This is a genomic window from Actinosynnema sp. NPDC037264 (assembly GCF_055603705.1).
In genome coordinates this window covers 1-5,951 of record NZ_JBVJVK010000125.1, presented here as the reverse complement: position 1 = coordinate 5,951, position 5,951 = coordinate 1, and the positions used below count along the sequence as shown (strand labels likewise).

At 70.6% G+C, this 5,951-nt stretch carries 7 protein-coding genes; 4 read left to right on the top strand and 3 right to left on the bottom strand.

Annotated elements, in window-relative coordinates; translation table 11 throughout:
• Nucleotides 1-149: 149 nt before the first annotated feature.
• A complete protein-coding gene (locus ACZ7GX_RS45565; protein ID WP_498786906.1) occupies nt 150-923 on the top strand; it encodes a sulfite exporter TauE/SafE family protein in 774 nt (257 codons plus the stop codon).
• Nucleotides 924-1,032: 109 nt separating this feature from the next.
• Complete coding sequence (locus ACZ7GX_RS45560) at nt 1,033-2,166, top strand: toll/interleukin-1 receptor domain-containing protein (RefSeq protein ID WP_498786905.1); 1,134 nt, start codon at nt 1,033-1,035, stop codon at nt 2,164-2,166.
• Nucleotides 2,167-2,185: 19 nt separating this feature from the next.
• Here the strand turns inward: ACZ7GX_RS45560 and ACZ7GX_RS45555 are convergent, their stop codons facing one another.
• Together ACZ7GX_RS45555 and ACZ7GX_RS45550 are read right to left on the bottom strand one after the other, a co-directional pair.
• Nucleotides 2,186-2,986 (bottom strand): MerR family transcriptional regulator, encoded by an 801-nt coding sequence (locus ACZ7GX_RS45555; protein WP_498786904.1) that lies wholly within the window; start codon nt 2,984-2,986, stop codon nt 2,186-2,188.
• An 81-nt stretch (nt 2,987-3,067) separates the two neighbouring features.
• Nucleotides 3,068-4,273 carry a serine hydrolase domain-containing protein gene (locus tag ACZ7GX_RS45550; RefSeq protein ID WP_498786903.1) on the bottom strand — a complete coding sequence of 402 codons (1,206 nt, stop codon included), beginning with the start codon at nt 4,271-4,273 and terminating at the stop codon, nt 3,068-3,070.
• 125 nt (nt 4,274-4,398) lie between these two features.
• On the opposite strand from ACZ7GX_RS45550, the gene ACZ7GX_RS45545 reads away from it, so the two are divergent.
• Both ACZ7GX_RS45545 and ACZ7GX_RS45540 read left to right on the top strand, forming a co-directional pair.
• Entirely contained in the window at nt 4,399-4,794 is a 396-nt protein-coding gene (locus ACZ7GX_RS45545) for an ATP-binding protein (protein WP_498786902.1), read from the top strand.
• 25 nt (nt 4,795-4,819) lie between these two features.
• Nucleotides 4,820-5,077, top strand: a complete 258-nt coding sequence (locus ACZ7GX_RS45540) for an STAS domain-containing protein (RefSeq protein ID WP_498786901.1) — start codon at nt 4,820-4,822, stop codon at nt 5,075-5,077.
• A gap of 19 nt (nt 5,078-5,096) precedes the next feature.
• On the opposite strand, the gene ACZ7GX_RS45535 is transcribed toward ACZ7GX_RS45540, so the two are convergent.
• Nucleotides 5,097-5,795, bottom strand: coding sequence for a DUF998 domain-containing protein (locus ACZ7GX_RS45535; protein WP_498786900.1), 699 nt, complete (start codon nt 5,793-5,795; stop codon nt 5,097-5,099).
• Between the last annotated feature and the right edge of the window lie 156 nt (nt 5,796-5,951).

The window sequence follows — 5,951 nt, the reverse complement described above, 5'->3', positions numbered from 1 at the left end:
CCAAGGATGGGGGGCGGGTGGGGGGTGGGCGTGGTTTTTGGGAAGGAGGGCAGGTTTTTGGGGGTTTCCCAACGCAGCACCGTGTGTGGGGGGGGGGGGGGGGGGGCCGCCCCCCCCCCCCCCCCACGTCCACCACCAGAGAGGTGGCTGTGAGTTCCTGGTGGGAGTACTGGTACGTCCTTCCGTTCGCCGTGGCGGTGTCCGTGGTGGCCAACGCCTCCGGGTTCTCCGGCGCGGTGCTGTTCCAACCGTTCTTCGCCTTCGTCCTCGGCCTGCCGGTGCACCAGTCCATCGCCACCGGTGTGGCCACGGAAACCATCGGGATGTCCAGCGGTACCGCGCGCTACCTCTTGATGCGCAAGGTGGACCTGCCCGCCGTGGTCCGCTTGCTGCCACCGGTGGTGCTCGGGGTCGTGGTGGGTGTCTTCGTGTTCGCCCACGCGTCCCGCGATGTGCTGCGCCTCATCGTGGGCCTGGTCGTGGGAGGCGTCGCCCTGGACCGCTTGCTGCGCCTGCGCTCCACCCACCGCGCGCCGGAGCACGCCGACCTGCGGCTGCTCGGCAGGCGGCGGTGGGTCGCCGGAGTTGCGGGGGCCTTCTCCGCCTGCACCGGCACCGGCGTCGCCGAGCTGAGCCAGCCGCTGCTGGAGCGCTCCGGCGGGCTGTCCGTGAAGCGCGCCAACGCCACGGCGATCGCGGTGGAGGCCGTGGCGGACTGGTTGATCACCGCCACGAACCTCACGCTGGGCAACATCCGGCCCGAGGTGCTGGTGTTCAGCGCGTCGGGTGTCCTGGTGGGTGCCCAAGTCGGAGCGCTGCTCTCGCCCCGGCTGCCCGACCGGCTGCTCAAGGCGGTGTTCGGTACGTGCGTGCTGGCGATCGGCGCGGTGTACGTCACCACGGCGACCCGAGCCCTGCTGTGAACCGGCGAAGGGCCGGCGCGGTGACCGGCAGACGCGTGCGACCGCGGTCGCGGCAACGAGTTGATGACGACCCTTGGCGCGAACGGTCGTGAAGTCGGAGAGTGGTCACATGTCGGAGCCGCCACCGGTCGTCCACAGCGCCGGCGTGTTCCTCAGCCACAGTTCGGTGGACAAACCGTTCGTGCGCACCCTCGTCACGTTGCTGAAGGCCATGGGCGTGGACGCGTGGATCGACGAGCTCGAGCTCGACTTCGGTGACGGGCTGCTGGAGCGGATCAGCGGCCAGATCGCCAGGAGCACCGCGGTCGTCGCCGTGCTCTCGGAGAACTCCGTGCGCTCGCGCTGGGTCAAGTACGAGCTGTTGCAGGCGTTGAGCCTGGAGCTCGAAGGACGCGGGCCACGCGTCATCCCGATCCGGATCGACGACTGCCAGGTGCCGCCCTTCCTCGCCGACCGCGTCCACGGCGACTTCTCCCGGGTGAACAACTGGGACCAGGCCATGCGCTCGCTGGTACGGGCGATGACGTCGACCCGGACGCCGCCCGCGGTGACGATGAAGGACGAGTTGGAGCACGAGCTGTTCCTCACCACCTTGAGGGATACGGACCTGCGGTTGGTGGCCCAGCTGGTGGCGGACATCCACAGCGCCGCACGCACGGTCCTGCTCACCTCCTACCGCCTCGTGGACGGGGCGGCGTACCGGCACGTGCCGTTGATCAGGGTGTTGCTGTTCACGGTGCACGAGCGGTTCAAGTGCCTGCGGCTGCAGCTCTACGTGACCGACACCGGTGTCGTCGTGCACGCCAGGCACCGGTTCACCCTCGACCCCGCCCGCCAGCCCCACCTCAACCCGGCCGCCCGGGCCTGGCACGACCAGCGGGTGCACCACGTCGACTACGACGTGGAGTACGCGCAGGACCCCGATGCCTACATCGAGGAGGCGGTGCAGCACGGCTTCGACCGCGCGAAGGTCGCCAACCTCCTCGTGCACGTGGCCAGCAGCGTGTCGATCCCGGTGGCGAAGCTGCGCTTCCACTCGCTCGGCACCGACTACCCGGCGGTGATCTGCATCGACAGCGAGCGGCGCGCCGTGTTCCCCGAAGCGTCGCACGCCGTCCTCGCCGAGGTGGCGCAATCGCTGGTCGACGAGTACAACACGGGCCGCCGCAGCCCGTGGCAGTACGAGGACCGCGACTTCCAGACCGACAACCGGGGCGTCATCGACGAAGTGACCGGCCCCTGAAGCGGCCGCCGAGCCGCTGTCACCGGTGGGGGATGGGCACGCCCGCGGCGCGCAGCCTGGCTTCCACGAGCGCGTTCAGCCGCGTCCAGGCCATCCGGTCCTCGCGGTGGTGGTCGATCAGCCGGTACCGGGTGGCGTCGTCCGGCCCGGGCTGGTAGCCCGGTGGCACCGCGAGCAGCTCGGGGTTGCCCAGCAGGTGGTCGGCCAGCGCGTCCGCCAGCTCGTCGACCCGGGGGTCGTCCGGCTCCCAGGACCGGGCGTCCCAGGCGCGCTTGGTGAGGTCGACGTACGCGGGGTCGGCGAGCCGGCGTTCGAAGTGGTTCAGGAAGAGGTCGAACAGCTGCGGCGACATCGCCCTGGCCAGCACCAGGGCCTCCTGCTGGCTGGTCACGTTGTCGGGGCTGTAGCCGAGTTCGGTCAGGCGGTCCAGGACCGCGTGAGCGCGGTCGGGCAGCAGGAGCCGGTCCCCGTCGGAGAGCCGCCGCAGCCGGTCCCGGCGGGCGACCAGGTCGTCGATCCGCTCGGTGAGGTTCCGCTCCACGTCGACGAGTCGGGCGGCGAACCGCTCGACGTCGGCGTCCAGCAGCGGCCCGACTTCCGCGAGCGGCACGCCGGCGGCGGCCAGCGTTCGGACCTGGACCAGGCGCACGAGGTCCGCCGACCCGTACCGCCGGTAGCCCGAGCTGTCGCGTCGTGGTTCGGCGAGCAGCCCGTGCTGGTGGTAGTGCCGCACGGTCTTCACCGTGACCCCGGCGAACGCCGCCGCCTGACCGATCGTGACGCCGCCGGTCGACGTGGCCGGGGTGGTCGAGGTAGCCATGCGACGAGTGTCGAGCCTGACCCCGGGTCAAGGTCAACCCGCCGGTCCCGGATCGCACGGCCACCCCGACCTGGCCGGACGTCAGCCTGCGGTCCGCGTGCCGCAGAACACCTCGGTGAGCAGGTCGTCCAACGCCTTCGGGTAGTCCTCCACCAGGTCGACGTCGGTGTCTCCGGTGGTGATCGAAGCGGTCAAGGTCTTGCTGCCGTCGGGGGTGCCGTACACCAACGTCCCGTAGCCGATGGTGCTGCCGTTGTGGAAGTAGAGGGTGCCCGCGCAGCTCGGACCTGTTTCCAGCGCGCGCAACCCGAGGCCGAAGCCGCTCTTCGGGTGCGGCGTGCGCATCTCGGCCAGGAGGTGGTGCGGCAGGAGCCGGCCACCCAGCAGGGCGGAGAAGAACGTGTGGAGGTCCCGGGTGGTCGAGATCATGTCCCCGGCGCCGAACAGCAGGGAGGGGTTCTGCCGGGTGACGTCGACCGTCTTCGTCCGGCCGTCGTCCTGGTAGTGGTAGTAGCCGTGGGCGTGCGGGCCGGGGATCTCCGCCCTGGTGCCCGGCACCACCGTGTCGCGCAGCCCGAGCGGCCGGAGGATCCGACGCTGCGTCTCCTCGGCGTACGAACGGCCGGTGACGTGCTCGATCAACAGCGCGGCCAGCGTGTAGTTGGTGTTGGAGTAGTTCCAGTCCGTCCCCGGCGCGAACAGGGCCGGCTCGGCCAGCGCGAACCGCGCCAGTTCTTCGGGCTGGTAGGTGCGGAACCGGTTGTCCACCCACTCCTGGCCCGTCGAGGGCAGTCCCGGCAGGAGCCTCCCGTTGTAGTAGTCGCCGGTGTGGTTGAACACGCCGCTGGTGTGCTGTAACAGCATCCGGACCGTGATCCGCCGGTCCAGTCCGAACCCGGGCAGGTAGTCGGCGGCGGGGGCGTCCAGGCCGACCTCGCCCTCGGCCACCAGTTGCAGCACCGCGGTGGCGACGAAGGTCTTGGTGTTGCTGCCGATCCGGAACCTCCCGCTGGTGGACGGCGGCGCGGTTCCTCCGAGTTCGCGCACCCCGGCACTGCCGACCCACGCACCTCGTTCGTCGTCCACGCGCGCCTGCATCCCGGCGAAACCGATGTCGACGAACGCCTGCACGGCCTCCCGCAGCTCCGGACGATCCCGCACCGCGGCGGCACCGGCCCCCGCCGCACCGGCTACCAGCGGCACGGTCGACCCGGACACCAGCGCGACCGCCATCGCCGCGACCGCCGCTCGCCGCAAGACCCGCGGCACCCGCACGTTGTTCCTCATGCGGCCAGGCTCCACCTTGACCTCGGGGCGGGGTCAACTGCTCGTTCGTGGTTTGCCCGATCGACGCGCCGGGTACGTGCCGGGTGCTGTGCGCCTTGAGACCACAGGGCATCGGAGGACGAACCATGAGCACTGTCGATTTCTCCAGGGACGAAGTCGACCTGGACCTTCCAGAGGAACGTCCTCCTGCGGCCGACCTGCTGGGACTGGTCGCGGGCATGGTGGCCGGAGTCGGCGGTGACCGGCTCGTGGACGTCCAGGTCGTCGCGGCTCAACTGATCGGCAACGCCTACCGGCACGCCCTCGCGCCGCGGCGGTTGCGGCTGCACCGGCTACCGGGCCGGGACCTGGTCCGGGTCGAGGTCGACGACGGCAGCCCGAGCCGCCTGCCCGTCCTGGGCAGGCTCGGTGTGCTGGAGCACGGACGCGGTCTGCTGGTGGTCAACCGGTTGGCGGTCAACTGGGGGCACCACTGCGATGCCCACCGCAAGACGGTCTGGGCCGAAGTCCGACTCGACTGACCGGTGACGGCGCGGAGCGCACCGCATGAAGAACCATGCCGGCACCGATCCGTCGATCACGGTGACGACAGGTCCGGCACCCGGTGTCCGGGTCGTCCGCTTGGTCGGTGAGGTCGACGCGGCCACCCGGCACGAGGTGGAACCAGCGGTGCTGGAGGTGGTCGAGCGGGCTCCGGCCGGTCTGGTGCTCGACCCGTCCCGGGCGGGCTTCTTCGGCTCGGCCGGGATCGCCCTGCTGTTGGACGCGCAGCGGGCCGGCTCGGCATCGGGTTCGCCGTGGTGACCGCTCTCGGGTGGCGTCGTCATCGGTCCGGCGGAGTCCGGCGCCTGTCGTTGTTGCGCATGAGGACGACGGCGAGCACTGCCATCCACAGCAGGTAGCCGCCGATGTTGATGCGCTCGTACACCCCCAGCCAGGGGGTTGGCTCGCCCACGGCGATCCGAGGGCCCTGCGCGCCGGCCAGTGCACCGAACACTAGGAGCGTCAGGATTGTCGCGGCGGAGTAGCGGCGGAACGTCTTGCCGAGTGCCGCGGCCGCGAACCCCATCGCCGTCACTATGAGCAGCACGGTCACGCTGGTGAGGATCACGTGCGCCGTGTCGGTCGGCGTTTCAGCTGCCTCCCGTCGGTGCATCGGGAAGAACGCCGCTGCCACGTCGACGACTCCGATGCCGACCAGCAGTCGGCCCGCGACGCGCAGGGCACGACTCCTGCCGGCTGATCCCACCACCCCCGTTCCGAAAGCGAGCGCCAGCACGCTGTGCACGACCAGGAGCGTCACGACGAGCGGTCTCGACGGAGCACCGATCTCGGACAGCTCACTGACGGCCTGAGAGGTGGAGCTGTAGCCCTCCCACCGCAGAGCACCGAGCACGTTGGCGGCCACGTAGACCAACGAGGCCGCGATCCCGCAGGCGAGCAGGGCTGTTCGCGCCCGCCAACGGGAGCCGAGGTTGTCGCGGCGGGTCGGCCGCGAAGTCCGATCGGCCGTGGCTGACATCCTGACCTCCTCCGGGCGCGGTCGGCCCGTCCGTGCGCCCGTCCTCGGGTGGAACGCGCTTAGAGGTCCTAACAAAATGATCACTGCGGTGGCGGCGGGCCAGCCTGATGTGGATCATGTTCGGTCGTGAGGAGGGGTGAGTCGCCGCCGTGGATC

Excerpts from the sequence above, each read along its gene's own strand:
- ACZ7GX_RS45560 (WP_498786905.1), top strand. The coding sequence starts at position 1,033 with ATGTCGGAGCCGCCACCGGTCGTCCACAGCGCCGGCGTGTTCCTCAGC.
- ACZ7GX_RS45555 (WP_498786904.1), bottom strand. The coding sequence starts at position 2,986 with ATGGCTACCTCGACCACCCCGGCCACGTCGACCGGCGGCGTCACGATC.
- ACZ7GX_RS45550 (WP_498786903.1), bottom strand. The coding sequence starts at position 4,273 with ATGAGGAACAACGTGCGGGTGCCGCGGGTCTTGCGGCGAGCGGCGGTC.
- ACZ7GX_RS45545 (WP_498786902.1), top strand. The coding sequence starts at position 4,399 with ATGAGCACTGTCGATTTCTCCAGGGACGAAGTCGACCTGGACCTTCCA.
- ACZ7GX_RS45540 (WP_498786901.1), top strand. The coding sequence starts at position 4,820 with ATGAAGAACCATGCCGGCACCGATCCGTCGATCACGGTGACGACAGGT.
- ACZ7GX_RS45535 (WP_498786900.1), bottom strand. The coding sequence starts at position 5,795 with ATGTCAGCCACGGCCGATCGGACTTCGCGGCCGACCCGCCGCGACAAC.